Annotated in this window: 17 protein-coding genes and 2 pseudogenes; 17 read left to right on the top strand and 2 right to left on the bottom strand. The window is 59.2% G+C overall.

From position 1 onward, the window contains the following. Position 1 precedes the first annotated feature (1 nt). The 5 genes and pseudogenes from Thiofri_RS14400 to Thiofri_RS14385 all read left to right on the top strand — a co-directional run bounded on the left by Thiofri_RS14400 (position 2) and on the right by Thiofri_RS14385 (position 7748). On the top strand, positions 2–1867 hold the full coding sequence (locus Thiofri_RS14400) for an RCC1 domain-containing protein (protein ID WP_323705296.1): 1866 nt from the start codon (positions 2–4) through the stop codon (positions 1865–1867). A 356-nt stretch (positions 1868–2223) separates the two neighbouring features. Further along, a pseudogene (locus tag Thiofri_RS24805) lies at positions 2224–2514 on the top strand (transposase zinc-binding domain-containing protein); the annotation flags it as partial. 99 nt (positions 2515–2613) lie between these two features. Beyond that, a pseudogene (locus tag Thiofri_RS24960) lies at positions 2614–2746 on the top strand (transposase); the annotation flags it as partial. 1093 nt (positions 2747–3839) lie between these two features. Beyond that, complete coding sequence (locus tag Thiofri_RS14390; RefSeq protein ID WP_009147049.1) at positions 3840–5234, top strand: toll/interleukin-1 receptor domain-containing protein; 1395 nt, start codon at positions 3840–3842, stop codon at positions 5232–5234. An 18-nt stretch (positions 5235–5252) separates the two neighbouring features. Next, positions 5253–7748, top strand: a complete 2496-nt coding sequence (locus tag Thiofri_RS14385; protein ID WP_009147050.1) for a tetratricopeptide repeat protein — start codon at positions 5253–5255, stop codon at positions 7746–7748. 286 nt (positions 7749–8034) lie between these two features. Here Thiofri_RS14385 and Thiofri_RS14380 read toward each other — a convergent pair whose 3' ends face one another. Together Thiofri_RS14380 and Thiofri_RS14375 are read right to left on the bottom strand one after the other, a co-directional pair. Continuing rightward, a complete protein-coding gene (locus Thiofri_RS14380) occupies positions 8035–8187 on the bottom strand; it encodes a hypothetical protein (protein WP_190275762.1) in 153 nt (50 codons plus the stop codon). 197 nt (positions 8188–8384) lie between these two features. Further along, complete coding sequence (locus Thiofri_RS14375; RefSeq protein WP_190275763.1) at positions 8385–8561, bottom strand: hypothetical protein; 177 nt, start codon at positions 8559–8561, stop codon at positions 8385–8387. Between the two features lie 3 nt (positions 8562–8564). Here Thiofri_RS14375 and Thiofri_RS14370 point away from each other — a divergent pair, with 3 nt between their 5' ends. From Thiofri_RS14370 to Thiofri_RS14315, 12 genes are all read left to right on the top strand, one after another. Then, on the top strand, positions 8565–9374 hold the full coding sequence (locus Thiofri_RS14370; RefSeq protein WP_323705290.1) for a transposase: 810 nt from the start codon (positions 8565–8567) through the stop codon (positions 9372–9374). A gap of 194 nt (positions 9375–9568) precedes the next feature. Continuing rightward, the gene (locus tag Thiofri_RS14365) at positions 9569–10087 is read left to right on the top strand and encodes a PKD domain-containing protein (RefSeq protein ID WP_009147051.1); all 519 of its coding nucleotides are present in this window, start codon (positions 9569–9571) and stop codon (positions 10085–10087) included. Between the two features lie 216 nt (positions 10088–10303). Continuing rightward, positions 10304–10429: a hypothetical protein gene (locus Thiofri_RS14360; RefSeq protein WP_009147052.1), complete on the top strand. Its 126-nt coding sequence runs from the start codon at positions 10304–10306 to the stop codon at positions 10427–10429. 240 nt (positions 10430–10669) lie between these two features. Beyond that, positions 10670–11242 (top strand): reverse transcriptase domain-containing protein, encoded by a 573-nt coding sequence (locus Thiofri_RS14355; RefSeq protein ID WP_051023748.1) that lies wholly within the window; start codon positions 10670–10672, stop codon positions 11240–11242. Further along, positions 11173–11574, top strand: a complete 402-nt coding sequence (locus Thiofri_RS14350) for a reverse transcriptase domain-containing protein (protein ID WP_255324703.1) — start codon at positions 11173–11175, stop codon at positions 11572–11574. Before Thiofri_RS14355 ends, Thiofri_RS14350 begins: the two co-directional genes overlap by 70 nt. A 36-nt stretch (positions 11575–11610) precedes the next feature. Then, a complete protein-coding gene (locus Thiofri_RS14345) occupies positions 11611–11856 on the top strand; it encodes a hypothetical protein (RefSeq protein ID WP_051023751.1) in 246 nt (81 codons plus the stop codon). Positions 11857–12284: 428 nt separating this feature from the next. Then, complete coding sequence (locus Thiofri_RS14340) at positions 12285–12740, top strand: DNA-binding protein (RefSeq protein ID WP_009147053.1); 456 nt, start codon at positions 12285–12287, stop codon at positions 12738–12740. A gap of 83 nt (positions 12741–12823) precedes the next feature. Further along, positions 12824–15733, top strand: coding sequence for an HsdM family class I SAM-dependent methyltransferase (locus Thiofri_RS14335; protein WP_223296666.1), 2910 nt, complete (start codon positions 12824–12826; stop codon positions 15731–15733). Further along, positions 15730–16494 carry a hypothetical protein gene (locus Thiofri_RS14330; protein ID WP_009147055.1) on the top strand — a complete coding sequence of 255 codons (765 nt, stop codon included), beginning with the start codon at positions 15730–15732 and terminating at the stop codon, positions 16492–16494. The genes Thiofri_RS14335 and Thiofri_RS14330 overlap by 4 nt, the downstream gene beginning before the upstream one ends. A gap of 429 nt (positions 16495–16923) precedes the next feature. After that, positions 16924–17124: a hypothetical protein gene (locus Thiofri_RS14325; protein WP_051023755.1), complete on the top strand. Its 201-nt coding sequence runs from the start codon at positions 16924–16926 to the stop codon at positions 17122–17124. A gap of 192 nt (positions 17125–17316) precedes the next feature. Continuing rightward, a complete protein-coding gene (locus Thiofri_RS14320; RefSeq protein ID WP_009147056.1) occupies positions 17317–19137 on the top strand; it encodes a PhoX family protein in 1821 nt (606 codons plus the stop codon). Positions 19138–19375: 238 nt separating this feature from the next. Next, a complete protein-coding gene (locus tag Thiofri_RS14315) occupies positions 19376–21103 on the top strand; it encodes a hypothetical protein (RefSeq protein WP_009147057.1) in 1728 nt (575 codons plus the stop codon). The last annotated feature ends 188 nt before the right edge of the window (positions 21104–21291 follow it).

The following is a 21291-nucleotide window of genomic DNA, read 5'->3' as shown; positions in this document are numbered from 1 at the left end:
AATGTATGGCGGCGACAAAACAGTGTTTGGCGGTAACGACCGAGTAGCCCACTTGCTCTATGACGTCGAGCAGGTGTTCTCAAATTGGTGGGCCTTCGCCGCCCTGCGCGCCGATGGCTCGGTGGTGACTTGGGGACTCGATAAGTTTGGCGGTGACAGCACGGCGGTGGCCAGTGAACTGGATGGCACCATCGACGTCGAGCAGGTCTTTTCAAATAATAAGGCCTTCGCCGCCCTGCGCGCCGATGGCTCGGTGGTCACCTGGGGAAACGGCGGGACGGGTGGTGACGACTACCAGGTGGCCAACGCGCTAGACGGCACCATCGACGTCGAGCAGGTGTTTTCGACTGTGGAAGCCTTTGCCGCCCTGCGCGCCGATGGCTCGGTGGTGACCTGGGGAAGCCCTGGCCATGGCGCTCTCAGCTACACGGTGGCCAGCGCGCTCGATGGTACCATCGACGTCGAGCAGGTGTTTTCGAATGATATGGCCTTCGCCGCCCTGCGCACCGATGGCTCGGTGGTAACCTGGGGGAGCAGTTATTACGGCGGTGACAGCACGGCGGTGGCCAGTGCGTTGGATGGCACCATCGCCGTCGAGCAGATATCCGGGACTTCTTGGGGAGGGGGAGGGGCCTTCGCCGCCCTGCGCGCCGATGGCTCGGTGGTGACCTGGGGAGACAGTGCCTCCGGTGGTGACAGCACGGCGGTGGCCAGCGCGCTCGATGGCACCATCGACGTCGAGCAGGTGTTCTCAGCTGATAATGCCTTTGCCGCCCTGCGCGCCGATGGCTCGGTGGTGACCTGGGGAGACAGTGCCTCCGGTGGTGACAGCACGGCGGTGGCCGATGAACTCGCAAGCGGCGTGCTCACCCTAGCGGACATCAAAGATGCCGATAACCTCGACTTTGGCGGTGTCACTCCTGAGCCGGGGCCAGATCCGAAGCCAGAACCCGTGCCAGAGCCAACCACAGATTACGATGCGTTCTATACCCTGATCGACGACACGCCGACTGAATTTTTTGTCTCCGTGGGGCTTGATGCGGGCGTGCTCGGCAAGACCGCCGGCAAAACCATCAACATCACCGACGGCGCCGCCGCCCTTGGGCTTTCCGCCGGCACCAGCGTGAACATCGAGGGCAACAGCGGCGAGTTCCTGCTTGAGCGCAACGGCACCACGCTGGAGGTCGTCGACTCCCAGGGCATGATCGTTACCTCCATTAACGGCTCACCCACCCAGACCGCGACGCTGCGGTTTAGCGACGGGGCGACAACCCTGGTGATCGAGAATGGCAACATGGCCGTTGGCGGACAGGTCATTGTCGCCGACGGCGACCATGTCGGCGGCGATACGCTCGCGCTTGACGCAACCGACAACTCCGTCGGCGCCTTTGCCGATGACAACGTACTCCCCGAAAGCGCCAGCGCTAACGCCTTCTTGATACTCACGGACAAGGCGCCAGAGCGCTTCACCCTGGGCGAGGGGCTGGTGGTGGAGTTACTTGGCGGAACCGGCGGGACCACCATCAACATCCCCGACGGCGCCGGCGCGGCCCGGGTCTCTCCCAACACAACGCTCAACTTCGAGGGGCCAAGCAACGACTTCAGCTTCACCCGCCATGGCACCACCATGGATGTCCGCGACGACGAGGGCAACCTCGCCGCCATGCTCATGGCGGCCACCGGCGCGACCACAACCCTGATCTTCGCCGACGGCTTCGTCGAGCTTGGCGTTGCCAACCAACAACTCAGCCTCGGCGGAATTGATTTCACCGAGGGACAGAGCGCATCCGCCGCTGACCTGACCTTCAACCCCGCGCGGACGTCCGAGCCGGTTTTCGGTGTCCATCTTGACGACATCCTGGCCTAACGCTCATGGTCACGGCCACCCCGGAGGATGAAGCCCATTGTTTCACGGTAACCGGGACCAGGACCCGAACCGCTGCGCGGCCGCGACCATCTTGCCGATGGCAACGCCAAGCGCGGCGTGCGCCAACCGCACCGAGGCTGCCTCCAGAACCGCATTACTCCGCGCGCGCGGCACCCGCGACAAGGCGGCTGAATTCAACCCGCCCCGTGCTTGGCTTCGCCGGCAAGTTATTTCTCTCACGCATTCCGTGCGTTTAACTTCAAAGATCTCATTTTCGCCGCTTCCTTGTCAGAGTTAGAAAAAGAGGGAGGAAAGAGAGAGGGAGGGGAGGGAAGCACGGAATTGCGGATAAAAATCTCGCGCTGGCGGGTGAAGACGACTGGGACGGGAAGCGCGTGCCGGCATATGTGGAGCGCGAGTTCCGCCACTACCTCGAATGCGGCATCCTCGCTTACGGCTTCGCCCGCGCCCGATGTCCGGACTGCGGGCATGACTTCCTGGTCGCCTTCTCGTGCAAGGGGCGCGGGCTGTGCCCGTCGTGCTACGCCCGGCGCATGGCAGAGACCGCGGCGCACCTGGTCGATCACGTCTTCCCGCCGCTGCCGGTGCGCCAGTGGGTCCTCTCGGTGCCCAAACGGCTGCGCTGGCCTAGTTGAGATCAGGTCGAGCGAGAGCCTCAGGCCGTCAGCGCCGTGCTGCACATCCTGCTGCGATTACCGAAGCCCCAGCGCAATGGCATCACGGCGCTGACGCTCACGCCACTGGAGCTGATCGACCATCTCGCGGCACTCATCCCCCTGCCCAGGCGCCACCGCCATCGCTACCATGGCGTGCTCGCGCCAAACGCGCCCCTGCGTGCGGCGGCCGTCGTCTTGGGGCGTGACCTGACCGACGACCCGAGCGCCTCCGCCGAGCTCGCCGCACCCCGTCGCGCACCGGCCCCGAACGCGCGCTCCCCAGCTCGCTACCTCTGGGCCATGCTGCTGGCGCGGCTGTTCGAGTCGATGCCGCTGACCTGCCCCATCTGCGGCGCGGACATGCGCATCATTGCCTTCATCACCGAGGCCGTGCCCGTCGAGCAGATCCTCGCCCACATCGGTGAGCCACCGCGTCCACCCCCGATCTCGCCCGCCCGCGGACCGCCCGCCGAAGCACCCGAGCCGATGCCGGACTGGGACCTCCTCCAGCAGCCCGAGCCCGACTTCGAGTTCGATCAGCGCGTCGCCTGGTAGCCGCCGTCTCTCTCGCAGGCAACGGTGCAGCCCCTCTCGTCTGCGGGTGGCACGCTGCCCCGCAGATGCACGCGCCAGCACCCCGGAACGCGCGCGCCTGCACCACCCCGATGTCCGTCAGCCCCGCAGTTGGACGTTGACCGCGCACCCCACCCCCGACTATTCATTCATTCAGTTGATTCGATTTCTCAAAATTAAATCCATCCTGGAACCTTTTCTTCTAAGCCCCCTGGTTTAAACCTATAGTGGCAGCGGCTCCAAGGCCTACCATTCCGCCATACTGGTGGCGCTGCTGTTCAGGCCATGGTACTCCGCCAATTCCTGCTGCGCGGTCTGCAAGCCGTCTAGGGCGAATGGGCGCTGGTCTGTATTGGTTGCAATCTTAAGCGCCTCTTTGCGGTTAAAGCCTAAAAAAAGCAGCAAGATCGTGCGTTTTCGCGTCAAATACGCGAACAATTTGGTGAAATATATGCGTCGCCTTTTTACCACAAAGGCTTCTCGCGAGGCGCTCCAAGGTTTAAGTCGGACAGGCTCCTAGCACCGATGCCGAAATTGGCGACTGCGAAGCCTGTTACCGTTTGGGTTAGCTCTACCAGCAAAACCAACTCGACTCGCGAGTTCGGCAGTGGCTAAAACGAACCATTGACGCTGGGCATCCGCAGGCAGTGCAGGCATTAACACAACTCACTGCTGTATCATCCGAATCTGAATAAACCGAACCACTTAAGGAGAAAAACATTATGCTAAGCCAGGCTATCATAGACAACGATGACGATCTGTTTTGGGGCGACCTGCTGCTCTACATAGAAGAGCAGCAGGTGGTGCCGGTGATCGGCGAACCGCTACTGAAAGTGGAAGATGAAGATGGCCAGATTGTCGCCCTCAACCAACTACTGGCAGCACGATTAGCCGAGAAACTGCGCCTACGCCCGCAACAACTCCCCAGCGAAACGCCCAGCCTGAATGAAGTGGTCACTACCTTTATGCAAAACCGGGGCCGACGCGAACAGATCTACCCCCGCCTCAAAGCGGTGATGAATGAGCTGGAACTACGACCATGGCTACCGCTACAACAACTGGCTGATATCGAAGCGTTTCAACTCTACATCACCTTAGGCTTCGATACCCTAGTGGAACAGGCGCTACAGCAGGCCCGACACTTGAGCGACGGGCAGTGGCAGAGTTTTGCCTACTCCCCTCACACCCCCAATGACCTGTCCGATGCCCTCAATGAGATGCACCAACCGGTCATCTACCACCTGCTGGGGCGCATCTCGGCCGGCCCCGACTATGTCTTGACCGATGAAGATCGACTCGAATTTCTCTACGCCCTACCTTCCAAAGAGCGCCGCCCGCCCTACCTGTTTGATGCTCTGCGCGACAACCACCTGCTGCTGCTTGGCGGACAACAGAGCAGCTGGATGATGCAATTTCTGCTGCGCACCATCAAAGGGCAACCGCTGTCGCAGCAGCGCTCGGAGACGGAGGTGTTGGTTGATCTGCCTTCGGCCAGCAACGTTCAGCTCATCGGCTTTCTGGAACACTACAGCTACAACACCCGCATCTTAGGCCAGAATTTAGCCGCCTTTATCGACCAACTGCACCAGCAGTGGCGACAGCGTCACCCCAAAACCGATAACAGCACTGCGGCGATTAAACTGGTGCCGCCGGTAGAGAGTCGGCCCGACATGGAACCCGGTGCCCTGTTTATCAGTTATGCCAGCGAAGATCGAGCCGCAGCGCAAACCCTGCGTGATGCCCTCGACAGAGTCGGCATCGATGCCTGGTTTGATCAAAAAGGGCTGGAAGCGGGGGATGACTACGCCCTCAAAATCCGCCGCCACATCCACCGCAGCGCCCTGTTTGTGCCACTGATTTCCGCTAATACCACCCAACGAGTAGAAGGCTTCTTTCGGCGAGAATGGCGCTGGGCCGCAGATCGGGCCGAGGCGATAGCCGACGGGGTGCCGTTTATTCTGCCGGTGGTCATCGATAAAACCGACCCCTACAGCGACCAACTGCCCGAAGCCATCACCAAAGCCCACTGGAGCACGCTGCCGGACGGACAGGCCGATGATGCCTTTTTGCAACGCATAGTCGAACTGGTGCGTAACTATCGTCGCCAACAGCGCTAACCGAAGGAGAAATGAGCTATGGACAACCGCCTGCAACTTACCCCTAACCACCCCTGGCCGGGCCTGCTCGCTTACCGCGAAGCCGAAGCTGGCTATTTTCATGGCCGCGAAGCCGAAAGCCGGCAACTGCTGCAACGGGTCAAACGCCAAAGCGTCACCATCCTGTTTGGTCAGTCGGGGTTAGGCAAAACCTCATTACTACAAGCCGGGCTATTTCCACCACTACGGCAACAGGGCCACCTGCCGATCTACTGTCGCCTCGACCACCACCCACAATCACCGCCGCTGGCGCAACAACTGCTGCAGCAGATCCAGAGCCAGGCACATCAGGCCGGTATTGACGCCCCCAATCTCACCGACAACAACAGCCTCTGGCACGGACTCTACCACCGCGACCACGAATTCTGGGACAACCGCAACCGCTTGCTTACTCCGGTAATCGTGCTTGACCAATTTGAAGAGTGTTTCACTCTCGGTCGTCAAACACCAAGCCAGCAACAGCGCACCGATGAGTTTCTGCAACAACTGGCGAGCCTGATAGAAAAACGCCTGCCAGGTGATATTGAACAACAGCTGGCGGATAACCCCGACCAGGCCGAAACTTACGACTTTCAGCGCGGCGCCATCCCCATCCTCATCAGCCTGCGCGAAGACTTCCTCGCTGACTTTGAAGGGCTGCGCCAAACCATGCCGGCTCTGGCGCACAACCGGATGCGGCTAGAGCGGATGAAAGGTGATGCTGCGCGACAGGTATTACAACAACCGGCGCAACAGCTGCTGGATGCCACCACCGCCGAACAGATTGTCTATTTCGTCGCAGGTGAACGCCAACAGTCGTTAGCACTGGAACAGCTCGAAATCGAACCGGCGCTGCTGTCGGTGATTGCCAGTGAACTGAACCAGCGCCGAATCGAAGCCGGACAGACCCAAATTACCCCGCATCTGCTCAAACAGAACCAGAGCGAAATCCTGAACGACTTTTATCAGCGTTCGCTGGTTGACCTGCCTGAAGCCGTCGCGCCGTTTATCGAAGAGCAACTGCTGACTGAAGGCGGATATCGCAACAGCTTTGCGCTGGAAGATGCAATGCTGTTGCCCGGTATTGAGCGTCAAAGCATCGATACACTGGTGAGTCGCCGATTACTCAGATTAGAAGAGCGCTATGGCAGTTTAAGAGTAGAACTGACCCATGATGTACTCACCGGCATTGTTAAAGGTTATCGGGACCGGCGACGGGCCACAGAAGAGCGAAGTAGACAACGGCGGCGCAATCGCATTTTTGCCGGGGTGACCACGGTACTTCTGTTGGTGGTAGCGACTTTTGGGGGGATTGCCTGGTATGCGTTGCTGCAGCAACAGTTGGCGGAACAACAGAGGCAAATAGCTGACGAGCAGCGTCTGGAAGCTGAAAAACAGAAGATGTATGCAGAAAATAACAAAAACGAGTCAGACAAAAGATACCAATTATTCAAGTCTGGCTTATCTTCATTTTTTAGTTTTTTACTTGAAAAGGATATGACATCAGAATATACAGCATGGATAGCCAGCAAGGACCGTGTAAAGGAGTTGGATTCAATTATTAAGGAATTAATACAAAACACAGAGTCAATGGATAATGATGAGAGGCGATATTGGCTCGACATACTGGATTCGATGACTGATGCGCAACGAGCAAGATTGATGGAAATTTTAGCTAAAGAAGTCGCAAAGCTAGATGATTTAGAGCGACGATATATGCCTAAAATAATTGATTTGCATATTAAGCATATGAATGAAATGCTACAAATAGATCCGAACAATGAAACAGTTTGGTATAAGTTAGGGCAGTTTTGGCTGAGAACAAAAAAACCTGAACGTATTAGCGAAGCGAAAAAAGCATTTTTAACACAGGTTGATGTCAATCCCCAGCATGATGATGCGTGGTATGTTTTATACCAAATTTATATGAGTGACAATGAATTAACAAAGGCAGAAGACGCTCTTAGGAATCAAGTAAAAGTGACACCAAATCACAAACAGGCATGGGGTGCCTTGGGATCACTATTGCAAAATGCAAATAATGGTGGTAATTACGATGAAATTGCTACTTATTATCAGAAACATCTTGATATTAATCCGCTTGATACAACAATTCTTGCTAATGACATGGAGTTAGCATTGATTCAGCGAGATCTCAAGCGGGCCACTCTCCGTTATAACACGGTCTTGTCCTTGCTGAATAGCGCTGATCAAGAAAGTGCAATATTACCATTTTACAAGTGGTTGATGAAGCCAAATGAATCATGGGATTGTGTGGTTAATGCAATCAACAATCTTGATTCAGATATTGAGTTTTCATGGAATTTCGAGACAAGCGAACCAATTCTAGAAGGATTACCTCCACAGCATATGCAAGTCGCGCGATTGTTTATTCGGTTTTTTAGCAATGAAATAACAATCGATGTGTTAAAGGGGAAGCTTAAAAAATTAAAGGGGCCGGTGCGGCCTGGCAAGGCCGCGTGTTCTAGCGGGTGAGAGTCCCGCGCGGGTAATCGTGAGCCGCGAGCCCGCTTTCAAGCCTTGTCTGCAAAAGCCACCCTGATTTTCGCTGAAAACTATCTCTCTCGTTGTTTCAAGTCTTGTATTTTTGCTGACCAATATTCAGCCTTTCTTTCCGCTTTTGAGGATTCACCGAAATCTCCAACACGATGACAACTCTTCGCGTCAAACCAATAATAGTCTGCAATCTCCTGGTATATTTCGATTGCCTCTATGAATCTGCCTTGAGCGATAAGCTTTTCCGCATTCTACTCTTTATCAATCATTTTGCTCTTCCTCTCAGCATGTTACAAAACAAAGCTTCTTGTTCAAGTGCGTCATCAACCGCTAAATGTGTGTGCGGAAGATCATCAAACCATTCTTCAGGCATATGTCTTTTAGCGGAACTGGTATAATCTCGCTTCAACATACTCATTGCGTATTTTCGTATGTCAATTCCCGAATTGGAAAAGGGACTTTCCCCTTGAATTGAATCAAATACCAATAAATCCACATAAAATTAAAGGCTAGTGGATAGACCACAAAAACAGGGCTTCCAGGTAATTTTTTCAACCATTGTAAATATTCCTTTAAAGCAGACTCAGGGTTTTGAAGATTTTTTCTGCTCGAAATTCATGCTTCTTGTTCTTTCTTCCACCAGTCCATCGTTTTAGAATCATCAGAAGCACCAGGTAAAGTCTCTAAATTTGCGGAGAACGTACTTAGCAAGGTTTTATCTGAAGAATAGGCGGCTGATCCAAAACTCACGGGGTCTTCGAGCCGGTCGAGGAGGCCGGAGATATCCCGCAATCCGTGCGCTTTCTCCCCGCAGCTGAGCTGACACCGGAGGCCCTCGCCGCCATCGCCGAGCAAGTGCGCATCCGGGTACTGCGCTGGTTTGCCCGCAGCGGGCTGATCGAGCGTGATGACGTCCGCGAAATGCTCGCTTGGGCAAACAGCGGCTTCTCGCTGGATGCGGCGGTGCGCGTCGGTGCGTATGATCGCTCCGGGCTGGAGCGGCTGCTGCGCTACTGTGCTCGGCCCCCGTTCGCGCTCGAGCGCCTGGAACGGCTCGATGCCGAACGGGTCGTCTACCGATTACCGAAGCCCCAGCGCAATGGCATCACGGCGCTGACGCTCACGCCACTGGAGCTGATCGACCATCTCGCGGCACTCATCCCCCCGCCCAGGCGCCACCGCCATCGCTACCATGGCGTGCTCGCGCCAAAAGCGCCCCTGCGTGCGGCGACCGTCGTCTTGGGGCGTGACCTGACCGACGACCCGAGCGCCTGCGCCGAGCTCGCCGCACCCCGTCGCGCACCGGCCCCGAACGCGCGCTCCCCAGCGCGCTACCTCTGGGCCATGCTGCTGGCGCGGCTGTTCGAGTCGATGCCGCTGACCTGTCCCAACTGCGGCGCGGATATGCGCATCATTGCCTTCATCTCCGAGGCCGTGCCCGTCGAGCAGATCCTCACCCACATCGGTGACCCACCGCGTCCACCCCCGATCTCGCCCGCCTGCGGACCGCCCGCCTGGAACGAGGCACCCGAGCCGATGCCGGACTGGGACCTCCTCCAGCAGCCCGAGCCCGACTTCGAGTTCGATCAGCGCGTCGCCTGGTAGCCGCCGTCTCTCTCGCAGGCAACGGTGCAGCCCCTCTCGTCTGCCGGTGGCACGCTGCCCCGTAGATGCACGCGCAAGCACCCTAGTACACGCATGCCTGCACCGCCCTGACGTCCGTCAGCCCCGCAGTTGGACGTTGACCGCGCACCCCAACCCCGCTAACCTCCTTCATCGGGCCAACCTGGACGCTCAGGGTGGCTTGGATTTCCTATCCGTTCTACACCCTGGCCCTGGCCGCAGCGGACCCCGGCGCCGACGCCCTGGCGTTCTGGGAGATCGACTGGGGAGACGGCTTCGTCCTCACCATCACCGGCGACCAGACCCAGGCGACGCACGTCTACACCACCGCCGGCAACTGGAACATCACCGTCCGTGCCGGCGATGAAGACGGCGAGTATCCGGCCCCCCAGTCCATCCAGGTGGAATCCGTCGCTTCAGCGGCACGCGCCGTCAAGTTCACGGCGGAGCAGGGCGCATCACAAGACTCGGGACTCACCAAGGCGCTGGAGCGGGTCAAGCGCACCGACCCCGCCACCTCGACCCAAGCCCTCGCAAGCTCGAATCGGCTCTCCGGGCTGGCCCTGCCTAGCTGTCCAGAGCGCAACCAGAGAAGAGTGGCGCGCGACCTATGTAAAAGACTTCGCCCGCCTGGAAGGAAGGGGAGGGGAGTGGTGATGAGATCGAGATGTTTCTATAGCAGAAGACGACAGTGAGGCAACACCCGCGCTCGACGGTGGGAGCGGTTTGCAACCGCGACAACGAAGCCCGATCACGGCGGTCATCGCGGATGCCATTCGCTCCCGCATGCCGGTGAATGTTCCCTCTGGTTCCCACGAGCCGCGTGGGAATGGGCAAACCGGATCGGCCTGCGCCCCCATCTGCCCAACCTGAATGCGGGCAAACTGCGCGACGCACAGGAGATCAGCATCATGCTAGCCACCCACACCACCACCGATTGGACCGCCCAGTGGACGCAACTAGGACAAAGCCGCTTGCTGCGCCGACTGCTTCAACGCCGTTTTGGTGCGGATCTACCCAAGTGGGTGGATGAGTGATTGGAGCGTGCCGATACCGATCAGTTAGAGAGGTGGGGAGAGGAGCTATCGGATGCCACCACATTGAAGGCTGTTTTTGATGAAAAGTGACGAGGTTTTTTCCTTGGAAGGCGAAATAATCTGAGCTTGGGCACTTTGATTCCGACTCCGTCTAGCAGTATTTGAGGGACGCTACAATGCGGGACCTGACCTCTGCTGTGACCCCTGCTGTTGGCTGCCCGGCAATCGGGCGGGGCAGGGATGGATGGTGTAACCAAGGAGGGGTACGGACTGGAGTTGGAGGCAAACCTCGCAGACCTGTCGGGTCGGCTGAAACGGATGGGATACCATCCCCAGCCCAAACGGCGCAGCTACATCCCGAAGGCGGGAAGCGAAAAGGGTCGGCCGCTGGGCATCAGCTGTTTTGAAGACAAACTGGTGGAACTGGCGGTAAAGCGAGTACTGGAGCCAATCTACGAAGAGCAGTTCGAAGACAGCAGTTACGGGTATCGACCGCAGCACAGCCAGCACCAATGCCTGGCGAAGCTGGGAGAAGCGATCCAGCAGAAGCGGTTAAACCATGTGGTTGAAGCCGACATCACAAGCTTCTTCAACAAGGTAAATCACGATTGGATGCTGAAGTTTCTTCGCCACCGGATCGGCGCCCCACGGATTCTCAAGCTGATAGCGCGTATGCTCAAAGGCGGAATCCTCGAAGACGGCCTGATACAGGCTGCCCCGAAGAAGGGACACCGCAAGGATCAATCCTTTCACCGCTGCTGTCGAACATCTACCTGCACTGCGTACTGGACCTTTGGTTCAGTCGGTGGGTAGAGCCACGATGTGAAGGTGAGGCGTACTACTTTCGATATGCCGATGACTTCGTAGCTGGATTTCTGTACAAGGGAGAAGCAGAGGCCTTCATGAAAGCCCTATCGGAACGGCTGGAACAGTTCGGGCTGAGTCTCGCTGAAGAGAAGACCCGCTGCATCGAATTCGGGCGTTTTGCCCGAAGCAATGCCCAACGGAAGGGGAAGAAGCCGGACGAGTTCACCTTTCTCGGATTCACCCACTACTGCTGGAAGACCAAGCGGGGATACTTCAAGGTCAAACGCCGTACCGCTCGCAAGAAACTCGGCGCAGGTCTGAAAGCCTTCGACGAATGAGCGGGAAAGGCAAGACACAAACTGACCAAAGGCGAAATGCTACGCAGCGCCAAGGCACGCGTGGCCGGCCACCTGAACTACTACGCCATCACGGATAACGCGACCAGTTGCAACAACTTTGTCTACCGCGCGACGCACATCCTGTACAAAAGGCTCAACCGCAAGAGCCAGCGCAAGGCATGCAACTGGGATCGGTTCAACCAAGCACTGAAAGGCATTGGCTGGCCGTGCGTACTTATCCTCAACGACCTGAATCCTTTTCGAAGCGCGGAGGCTTGCTGAATGACCCGATCGGGGAGCCGGATGGGCAGGAAAGCTGCTTGTCCGGTTCTGAGAGGGGGCAGGTATCAACTTGAGCCATGGGTGAGATATTGTGGCACCGCTGGGAAACCAGGCGGCAAACAGAGAAAACAAACTTCACCCTACCGTTTTTGGCGTGCTTGTCCTACTCGAAACCCCTGCTAACGTTTGGGTTACTGAGCTGACCTGAGCGGGGATCGGGCGGTGCATTCCACGCAGAGGGAGCCCTCTCGGCACAAGCGATAGGAACAATCGAGTCTGACCCCATTGATTTTCTTCGATCCATGGGGTGATGACTGATTTCAGTGCTTGTTTTGATAAATGTTTTGATGGATGTCTGAAAAAATACGCGCGACAGCGTCGGATCTGCTTTATAATCGAAACAGTTTTGTTTTCCGAAATAGGCAGCCATGTCCACCCGCCACGCCTTCACCACAAAAGATGTCTGCGCTGCCCTGAAGGGCGTCAGCCGTTCTCGCGTCCACGCATGGGTGCAGCTGCCACCTTTTTCCGGTATTCCCACCCAGGAGCGGAGCGCACGGCGATTCAATAAGGCGGACCTATTGACCTTCGCTGCCTTGCGCGCCCTCGAAGACTGCTTCGGCGCCCGCAGTGCGCAGCTTGCCCAAGTCTCTGCCGGCATCCACCAATACCTGTCGACTCCACGCCAAACGAGCATTGAGGAATGGATCTTCATTCCCCTGGACGGAGGCACCGCGCGACCGTCCCAACCGGAGCTGGTCTCCGGGGCGGGCTGGGTGATCGACATGGCGCGGGAACGCGAGCGAGTTGACCGCTACCTGGGCTTTGCGCCGCCCCAGCGGGAACTGCCCTTGATGGCTGGCGTCGGCCAATCCGGCCCATGACCCGGTTACGCGATACCCTGCGGGACTATGGCGCGCCGGGCCGCGATTGCGTCGATCTGCTCGACCGCGCCGACCCGCGCCTGTTGCGCTACGCGGACCTGATCCGGGATGTGGACCATCCGTTGGTCGACGGCGTGGTCGAGCAGCAAAACCACGCGCTGCTCTACGTCATCGACCACGCCCGCTTGAGCGGGCGGCACACCGCTTCGGTCGGCGACCTGCGGCGCGCCCTGGCCATGCGTGGCGACCCGGCCTGGCTGGGGGTGCTGCGCGCGGGCCAACTGGACATCTACGCCACAGACCTCCGCCCCGACCCAAACGCCGCGCCTTCGCCCTACCCCGTCTCATCCGGCGAGGCCCAGGCGGTATTGCCCCGGTTGGCGCAAGGCGAAAACCTGTCGCCGCCAAGCAGCCTCCTGCTTCGCGAAGTGCTGCTGGATTTGATGAAACATGCGGGCGAGGAACTCAGGGGCCATGGTCTGTCTACCGATGAAACCATCGCCTTGACCGGCCGAGCGCTGTTCTTTCGCTACTTGATCGGACGGAAGATCGTCACCGAGGGGCACCTGCCCAACATCGCTCCCTCCGCGCCAACTCTCATGGAGTGCCTCAGCACCGCCGCAAGCCTGGCTGAAACCAACCGTTGGCTCGATCTAACTTTCAACGGCGACCTGCTAAGCCTGCCCAACCAGAGCTACCCCACCTATTTCGCCAAGCTGATGCAAACCCATGGCGACAAGCTCACCCGCCCACTTCGGGCCATCATGGGGCTGGACAAGTCGATGGGCCCCGGCATTTCCCAGCAACGACTGGATTGGGGAGACCTGGACTTTAACCACCTACCCATCGGCCTGCTGAGCGAGACCTACGAAGCCCTGATCGAGCACTTCGACAAGAATGCCCGGCGGGACACCAGCGTCTACTACACCCCCTCCCATATTGCCGAATACATGGTGGAAGCGGCGCTGCACGAACATCCCGCCGGCGCGGAAGCGCGGGTGCTGGACCCGGCCTGCGGCGCGGGCGTGTTCCTGGTGGCCTGTTTCCGCAAGCTGGCGGAGCTGCGTTTTAAAGCCACCGGGGAGCGCCCGACACGCGAGGCCCTGCGCGCCATCCTCGACAAACAGTTGACCGGCTTCGACACCAACGCCCACGCCCGCACCCTGGCGGCCCTGGCCCTCTATCTCACCGCCCTGGAGCTGGACCCGGATCCGACGCCGGTAGAGGCGCTGACCTTCCACAAGCTGGAAGGTCGGGTACTGATCGACGTGGCCGATCCGGGCAGCGACCCCGCCGTCATCGTCCCCATGGCAGGCAGCCTTGGCGAACACGTATCCGAGGCGTACCGGGGCGCGTTCGATCTGGTCATCGGCAACCCACCCTGGACCAGCCTCAAATCCAAATACGCCGCCATCGACAAACGCTTCACCGCGCATTGCCGTGCCATCGCCGAGCGGCGCGGCCTTACCGACATCGCGCACGGTTACAAAAACCCGGACAAGGTGCCCGACCTGCCTTTCGTCTGGGGGGCCATGGAGTGGGCCAAGCCGGGCGGACGTATAGCACTCGCCTTGCATGGCCGTTGGCTGTTCAAGATGACTGATGCGGGTTTCGCGGCCCGGCGCGCGATCTTCCAGGCCCTCGCCATCACCGGCATCCTCAACGGCGCATCGCTGCAGGGCTCGAAGGTCTGGCCCAATATGAATCAACCCTTCTGTCTGCTTTTCGCCGACAATCGGGTGCCGGGCGAGGACGACGAATTCGTGTTGGTCAGCCCGGAATGGGAAAGGGAGCTGAATGGCAAGGGGCGCATGCGGATCGATGCATTGGACGCCGTGCCGGTGAATCTTGGTTTTGCCTCCCGACAACCCGCAGCCATTAAGACGCTGTATTGCGGGACGGTTTTGGATAAGGATATCGTTGCGAGGGTAGTAACCAGAGCCAAGCATTCGATTGCTGATTTCTGGTCAGAAAAGCGGGGGTTGTATTTCAACCAGGGTTACCAGATCGCGTCACGCGCCAAGGACGATACTTTTCTGCGTGGGTTGCCGACTCTGGATGCACTCTATTCTCGGCACCCGTTTTTCGTGCTAGACAATGTCCTTGAGTCTTATCGGCCGAAAGGCTTGCACCGGCCTCGTGATCCGAGGATTTATAAAGCCCCCCTCTTGTTGGTCCGGAAAGGCAGTCGCGCCGACAGAGCACGGGGGCGTGCATTGGTCAGCACGGTCGATGTCGCCTATTCGGAGTCCTACTACGGTTATTCCGCCGCCCAACACCCCGATGGCGATTTTCTCGTCCGTTACCTGCTGGTGCTGGTACACAGTCGCTTGTTCGAATACCTCACGTTGATGTCCAGCGGAGAGTTCGGTATTGAACGCAGGGCATTCCAATTGCTGGATATCGGGCAATTCCCCCTCATCCACCCCGAGGAACTCGACGAGGAACAACGTAGTGCCATCAACACCTGCGCCGCCCAACTGCTCGCCAACCGGCCCGACTGGCCGCAACTGGACCGTACCGTCGCCCGGCTCTACGGCCTGTCCGAACTCGATCAGCAAACCATCGCCGACACCCTGGCTACCCGCGCACCCTTCGCCGCGGTGAAAAGTCATGCGGGCCAAGCCGTCACCCAACAGGAAGCGAAAACCTTCCGCGCCCATCTGGAAACCGAACTGGGCAACGTGCTGGCGGCGAGCGGCCATCGGGTGGCGGTCAGCCTGCTGGAATCCACGGATCGAAGCCTCCCCTGGCGTTTCCTCGGCGTTTCCCTGAATGGCCGGCCTATCCAACCCGATCTGCCTGCCCGCTGGATCGATGCCGCCGACGATCTGGCGGCCAGCCGCATCACCCTGATCGATGCCCATGAGCCCTGCTTGGCCGTGGGACTGCTCGACCGCTATCGCTACTGGACCCCGACCCAGGCGCGGCTCCTGGCCTCGGACCTGCTATGGCAACACGGCGCCCTGCTGGAGGAGCGCGCCAACCAATGAGCGGCCTGATGACGGGGTGGCGGCGGCCCGGACCGCCGCAACGGCCCAGCGCCATCGCGCCGTCTTTAGTGAGAGTGGTGGAAAACGCCTTGAGCCGAGCTTGGCGCGCCCTACTGGAAGAGGTGACCGCCGGGCGTTTTTCCCTGTGCGCCGCCAAGGAAGACGAAATCACCGAGCAGCTACAGATCATCCTGGGCGAACTGCACGCCGCCGAGTCCGAGGAGGTGAGGGGGTTTTCGGAATTCAGCCTGGGACGCGACAGCAAGCTGCGCAGCCATGATGGCAAGCATCTGGATCGCCAACCCGATCTGACGTTTTATCCCTTGCGCGGGCGCATCCGGACCACCAATTCGGCCCTCGCCGGGATATTCGTCGAGTGCAAACCCATCGACTCCAAGCACCCGATCCCGAGTACCTATTGCAAGGAGGGTCTTATCCGTTTCATCCGGGGCGACTATGCCTGGGCGGCAGACCGCGCCTTGATGGTGGCCTACGTCAGAAACCATTGCCGATTACCGGAGGGCTTGCTGCCCTGTATCCTGAAGGATCGGTCTTTGGGGAGTTACCAGTTCCGCGGCGTTCCTGTCGCAACAACACCCACCGACCATGGCGACGCGGTGTACCAAACCATCCACGGGCGAACTTTTACCCTCACCGCACACCCCGCCGGTCCGATTACCCTGCATCACCTCTGGCTCTATCCCGCCCATGCCTGCGAAGAGACGAAGTGCCAAAGTATACGTGCTCCAAATGCTTCCTGAGCCGCATACGAAAGCCGTCGTCGCCTGGTAGCCGCCGTCTCTCTCGCAGGCAACGGTGCAGCCCCTCTCGTCTGCCGGTGGCACGCTGCCCCGCAGATGCACGCGCCAGCACCATTGAACACGCGCGCCTGCACCGCCCCGACGTCCTTCAGCCCCGCAGTTGGACGTTGACCGCGCACCCCACCCCCGCTAACCTCCTTCCTCGGGCCAATCTGGACGCTCAGGGTGGCTTGGATTTTCTATCCGTTATCTTGAGGCGACCGAGGAGCAGTTCTACGCGATCGGCGACGGCGGCATCGCCGAGCTGGTCAGCTGCTATCATTTGCTAGAGAAAAAAGTATCTGGCAACGCTCGGCGCGAGTCTATATCCAAATTCTGAGCCAGCCGCAGCTTTACCTCGAAGGCAACCATCGTTCCGGCTCGCTGGTGATGAGCTACCTGCTCGCGCGCGCTGGCAAGCCGCCTTTTTTCTTGTCGGTGAACAACGCCAAGGCCTACTTCGACCCCTCGACCCTGGTCAAGAACTCTCGCAAGCACAGCCTGCGCATGTTGCTCGAGCGGCGCAAGCTGGTGCGACGCTTCGCCGATTTGCTGCGCGAATCGGCCAACCTAAAACACGTGTTGACCTGATGCTTGGCCGATGCGTCTGCGCGGGCAAAGGTGCCGCGCGGAAGCGCCCGCTTTGCTGAGTGCGCCATTGCTTCGCGTGGCGTCACAAAACATCATCGGGCCGTCATCGGGCAACCGGATGTTAACAATTGCCGACTATCCTGCCGTGGTTCCAAAGATCTTCAATTGGTCATTCTCCAGAGGGACCACACCATGGCGAGCAAACAACTTCAGCGCGTCCTTGCGGCAGCGCTTTCTTTCACCGCCGCTCCGCTGGTACTGGCCGGTACCATTGAGTTCAGTCCGGCGCCTTTTCCGCTGACGGACACCGAAAAACGCGGCATCCTGACCTCCGACTCCGCCACGGTCGATGGCGTGCAGGTTCCGGTTGGCTATCACACCATTCTGCGCTCCGGTGACACGGCAGAGGGCACCTTCGGGCTCCTCCACGACATTGACGGTAATCCGCTCGTCGCCGAGGACGGCTCGCCCTATATCTCAAACGATAACGACTTCGCCTCAATCCTTGAGGGCGAAGACGGTAAGCTCTACATGGTCGCGCACTTCGAGGCCCGTCCCGGTGCCATGTACCTGACGGAGCTGAGCCAAGACCCGCGGACTGGCGTGCTCAGTGCTGTTCGCACTCGCCCGCTTGATTTCTCCGCGGTGGATGGCGGCTGGGTCCATTGCGCCGGCAGCGTCACGCCTTGGGGGACCCACCTGGGCTCGGAAGAGTACGAGCCGGACGCCAAGCAGTGGCGCGATGACGACATCAGCGACTACAACGCCGCCATGGCAACCTATTTCGGCGCCACTCCGGCGCAGGCCAGCAGCGTCATGAACCCCTACGACTACGGCTATCCGGTCGAGGTCAAGGTCAAGAATTACAACGATGCCACGGTCGCCAAGCACTATGCCATGGGCCGCATGGCGCTGGAGCTGGCCTATGTGATGCCGGATGACAAGACCGCCTACATGTCCGACGACGGCACCAACGTGGGCTTGTTCCGCTTCGTCGCCGACACCGCGGGTGATCTCAGCTCCGGATCGCTCTGGGTCGCGCGCTGGTCGCAAAAGACAAGTGAGGGTGCGGGCGCCGCCGATCTGCAATGGGTTTATCTCGGGCGGGCGACGAATGACGAGGTTCGCGAGTGGAAGGACCTGTATAAATTTGCCGATGTCTTCGACGAAGCCGATCCAATCATGCAAAACGACGAGGATACCGGAACCTGCCCCGAGGGTTTCACCTCGATCAACGCCGGTCATGGCGACGGCGATCATCAGTGTTTGAAGCTGCGCGATATCGATGGTGACGGGGGTGTCTGGCTGTCCGACTGGAATATCGCTTCGCGTCTGGAGACCCGGCGCTGGGCGGCCATGCAGGGCGGCACCACTGAGTTCCGCAAGATGGAGGGGATTACCTACAACCCCGATGCAAACGTTCTGTATCTCGCGATGTCGGAAACCGACCGGGGCATGCTGGATAACAATCGTGCTGGCAAGACACTACCCTATGTGAAATACGACATTGGCGGCCTGAACCACATGACGATCGCCAAGGGGAATAAGTGTGGCGTCGTCTATGGTCTTGCGCTGGACGGGACCTACACGGCCACCCACATGTGGCCGGTGGTTTCCGGCACCCCGATAACCGAAGACTACGGTGCCGACGCGGATTCGCCGGACTATGACGGCACCAACAAGTGCGACATCAACGGCATCGCCAACCCGGACAACATCACCTATATGCCGGGTTACAACACCCTGATCATTGGCGAGGACACCGGCTCCGGGCACCAGAACGACATGATCTGGGCCTATAACATCCCGTCCGGCAGCCTGACCCGGATCCAGACCACGCCCTATGGCTCCGAGACCACCTCACCTTACTTCTACCCGAACATCAATGGCTTCGCCTATTTGATGTCGGTCATCCAGCATCCCTATGGTGAGTCCGACGAAGACAAGCTCGAGCAGCCTTCCGAGGCGTTCGCCTACACCGGCCACATGGTTTTCCCCGCGATGGATCAATAGCCATGCGGAGGCGGGCGGCGTCGGTCGAGCGGATCGGCGCCGCCACCAGCAAGACATGAAAGAGCGATGACGCCTCAGGACAAGGGAATCCCACTCGTCAAACCTGCCCAAAATGTGCACCAGTATATCCAGAGAGGCACGCTGACTGGCGTGACCGAGCCAGTGCTCGGCTACTGAGCGAAGCGGCCGCCCGGCGAGAAACGTGTCCAGCCAAGTGAAAATTGCAAGCAAGATACCGATGCGAAATCTCACCTCAAGCACCAGTCAGCTCCCCGCGACGGGGATTCCAGCCGAAGCCCTGTCGAACAGCCTTGCCAGGGGCCTTCTCCTCTCATCGGGTGCCGCCTTGGCAAGCCTGCTGATTCCTGGCCTCGTTGCGGCGGCCGATTTGACCACTCGGGTGTTGACTAATGAAACACCGCAGATTCCATCGCAGTGCTACACCAAAACGAAAGATGATCACGGGCGGGTCGTCAACCCTTGCTACACCTGCCACAGGCGCCCGGTGCGGCCAAACTATACCGACGACTCGGATCTGCAGCTTGTTTACGACTTCCCGGCGCCGGCGGAGGAGAATCCCTGGAAGAATCTCTACACCGACCGTCGAGCCGCGATCGAGCGCATCAGCGATGCCGAGATCCTGGCCTACATTCGCGAAAGCAACTATGTCGATTCCTCGGGCGGCATCATTCCGGTCAAATCCCTGGCCGAATTGCCGGAGGGCAGGGACTACAACGGGGACGGGCGCTGGGATGGCTTTGTTCCCGATGCCTGGTTCGATTTCGACGACCAAGGCTTCGACCGCACTCCAGATGGAGGCTACAGTGGCTGGCGGGCCTTTGCCTACACGCCTTTTCCGAGTACCCATTGGCCGACCAATGGGTCCACGGCCGATGCGCTCATTCGCCTGCCGGACATCTTTCAGCGCGACCTCAATGGCGACTTCAATCTCAGCGTCTACAAGACCAACCTCGCCATCGTCGAGGCCATGATTCGTGAAGCCGATGTACCGATCGAGCCGGTCGAAGAGCGCGCGCTAGGCGGCGTTGATCTAAACAAGAATGGCCTGCTTGACACCGCAAGCCTGGTGAAGTACGACTGGTCACCGCGCGACGGGCGTTTGATGTGGTACGTTGGCCAGGCCTTGCAAGCGCAGCGTTCTGGTGAGGTTCATCTCGCGGCGCGCCTGTACCCGGAAGGCACCGAGTTTCTGCAGAGTCTGCGCTACATTGACTTTGACGAACGCGCGGTGAATCACCTCTCTGCGCGCATGAAGGAACTGCGCTACGCACGCAAGGCATATTGGATGACCTATGCCGCGCTCGATCTGCAAGCCGCCGAGGAAACCAAGGAAAAGCACGACTTCCCTGATCGCGTCGAGACGGTTCGCGGCAACATGGAGTCGGGCGTCAGCAATGGCGCGGGTTGGGTTTACGCTGGGATGATCGAGGACGCGGGCGGACAACTGCGGCCCCAGACCTACGAGGAGCTTGCCCACTGCGTTGGTTGTCACGGCGGCATGGGGGCCAATACCGACGCCAGTCTTGCCTTCCCGCGCAAGCTCGATGTCGAGAGCTTCCAGCGTGGCTGGTATCACTGGAGCCAGAAGAGCCTCGCTGGGCTGCCCGAGCCCGTGCTTGACAAGGGTGAGCCTGAATACGCCTTCTACCTCAAGGCCAATCGCGCCGGCGATGAATTCCGCGCTAACCAAGAGATTCTCGCGCTCTTCTTCGACGACCAAGGGGAGCCCATCCCAGAAATGCTCGATGTCCTGAATCGCGACATCGGCTTTCTGCTGTTCGCCTCAAAACCGCGCGCCTTGGCGCTCAACAAAGCCTACAAGCGGATCGTCGAACGCCAGAGCTTTCACCTTGGGCGCGACGCCACAGTGGCGCCGGTGGGTGCCCAGGTTCATCCCTGGGTTGCGGACGGAACGCCAACCGGTGTGGATGAACCCTTGCCTTGAACCGGCGCGGGGTCTTGCTGAACTGCTGTGTCGGGTCAGGTCCCGCAAACGCGGGTAGCTGCCATTAAACCGTCATCAAAACACTGTAGCGTATCGGGGTTTATGGTCGAGGGTGTCGCCCCGGGCGGCTGGTCAAAATGCCATCGAGAACAACCAAAATGCCCACTGTAACGCCCGCCACGATGTCT

This window comes from Thiorhodovibrio frisius (assembly GCF_033954835.1).
Classification (GTDB): domain Bacteria; phylum Pseudomonadota; class Gammaproteobacteria; order Chromatiales; family Chromatiaceae; genus Thiorhodovibrio; species Thiorhodovibrio frisius.
Note: the sequence above shows the minus strand (reverse complement) of the source record. Positions and strands in the feature narration are given on the sequence as shown.

Coding starts and splice junctions, on each gene's coding strand:
- Thiofri_RS14400 (WP_323705296.1), top strand. CDS start 2: ATGTATGGCGGCGACAAAACAGTGTTTGGCGGTAACGACCGAGTAGCC.
- Thiofri_RS14390 (WP_009147049.1), top strand. CDS start 3,840: ATGCTAAGCCAGGCTATCATAGACAACGATGACGATCTGTTTTGGGGC.
- Thiofri_RS14385 (WP_009147050.1), top strand. CDS start 5,253: ATGGACAACCGCCTGCAACTTACCCCTAACCACCCCTGGCCGGGCCTG.
- Thiofri_RS14380 (WP_190275762.1), bottom strand. CDS start 8,187: ATGAGTATGTTGAAGCGAGATTATACCAGTTCCGCTAAAAGACATATG.
- Thiofri_RS14360 (WP_009147052.1), top strand. CDS start 10,304: ATGCTAGCCACCCACACCACCACCGATTGGACCGCCCAGTGGACGCAA.
- Thiofri_RS14355 (WP_051023748.1), top strand. CDS start 10,670: ATGGATGGTGTAACCAAGGAGGGGTACGGACTGGAGTTGGAGGCAAAC.
- Thiofri_RS14345 (WP_051023751.1), top strand. CDS start 11,611: ATGCTACGCAGCGCCAAGGCACGCGTGGCCGGCCACCTGAACTACTAC.
- Thiofri_RS14340 (WP_009147053.1), top strand. CDS start 12,285: ATGTCCACCCGCCACGCCTTCACCACAAAAGATGTCTGCGCTGCCCTG.
- Thiofri_RS14330 (WP_009147055.1), top strand. CDS start 15,730: ATGAGCGGCCTGATGACGGGGTGGCGGCGGCCCGGACCGCCGCAACGG.
- Thiofri_RS14325 (WP_051023755.1), top strand. CDS start 16,924: ATGAGCTACCTGCTCGCGCGCGCTGGCAAGCCGCCTTTTTTCTTGTCG.
- Thiofri_RS14320 (WP_009147056.1), top strand. CDS start 17,317: ATGGCGAGCAAACAACTTCAGCGCGTCCTTGCGGCAGCGCTTTCTTTC.
- Thiofri_RS14315 (WP_009147057.1), top strand. CDS start 19,376: ATGCGAAATCTCACCTCAAGCACCAGTCAGCTCCCCGCGACGGGGATT.